Raw genomic sequence first — 1053 nt, 5'->3', positions numbered from 1 at the left:
GCTGCTTGTATACCTTGGCAGATTTGGGAGCTCGGAAAGGAGCGATCACACCGTTGATCAGTGCATAGCGTGCAACCGGGTTTATATCAATTACGCGCTTGTCCAACAGGAACTCGCGCAGGTACTTTCTTACATCGGGAGTGTTGGGGGTGTCCGGTGTTCCCAGGTTCACCAACAGCACACCTATCTTACTATTCGCCTTCTTACTCATTCAACATTAAAGGTTTATCGCGTGCAAAGATACAAAGTATAATGATGCCGGGTATAGGCCACAGGGAAGGATAATGATGATCTTTATCACTTCCTGCACGCCCTGCCCCTTTCCGCTGTATAAGTCATCGGGGCTCCGAAATGTTCTGCAAACCACAGCTATACCTGTCCCCTAAAGTATAATTCACTCATTTTCACCTCTTCTCATTTGGAAATCTTTACAACATGATATCATTAACCGTAAAAAAGAAGTAATTTTGCAACCTCAAATTTAAAAGTATGTCCGATACTCCGCATAAAGCTGGTTTTGTCAGTATAGTAGGTAAGCCGAACGTGGGTAAGTCTACGCTCATGAACGCCCTGGTGGGTGAAAAGCTGTCTATCATTACTTCCAAAGCGCAGACTACCCGGCACCGCATCATGGGGATTCTGAACGGAGAAGACTTCCAGATTGTCTATTCCGACACGCCAGGTATAATCAAGCCCCAATATGCCCTGCACGAGTCGATGATGAGCTTTGTGCGCACTTCGCTGGAAGACGCTGACATCATCCTGTTTGTGACGGACATTTATGAGAAGCACGACGAAGACGATGTGATCAAGCGGCTGCAGCACGCCGAGGTGCCGATCCTACTGCTCATCAACAAGATCGACCAGGCCACGGAAGAAGAGGTAAACGAAAAGGTAGCCTACTGGCAGGAGAAGATGAACCCAACCGAAATTCATCCGATTTCGGCCCTGCACAACTTCGGTCTGGAGCAGATTTTCGGGCGACTGCTGCACTATCTGCCCGAACATCCGGCTTTTTATCCCAAAGATGAACTGACTGACAAGCCGGAACGT

The 1053-nt window shown here is 48.1% G+C and carries 2 protein-coding genes; one reads left to right on the top strand and one right to left on the bottom strand.

The window, feature by feature from the left end:
• Positions 1-211 (bottom strand): ferrochelatase (locus tag OB13_RS20065; RefSeq protein WP_461491964.1); only part of this gene is annotated, 211 nt, incomplete at its 3' end.
• 278 nt (positions 212-489) lie between these two features.
• Here OB13_RS20065 and era point away from each other — a divergent pair.
• A partial coding sequence (gene era / locus OB13_RS20060) for a GTPase Era (RefSeq protein WP_461491963.1) occupies positions 490-1053 on the top strand: 564 nt, incomplete at its 3' end.

It is taken from the genome of Pontibacter sp. HJ8, from assembly GCF_054824225.1.
This window is presented reverse-complemented; position numbering and strand designations above follow the sequence as displayed.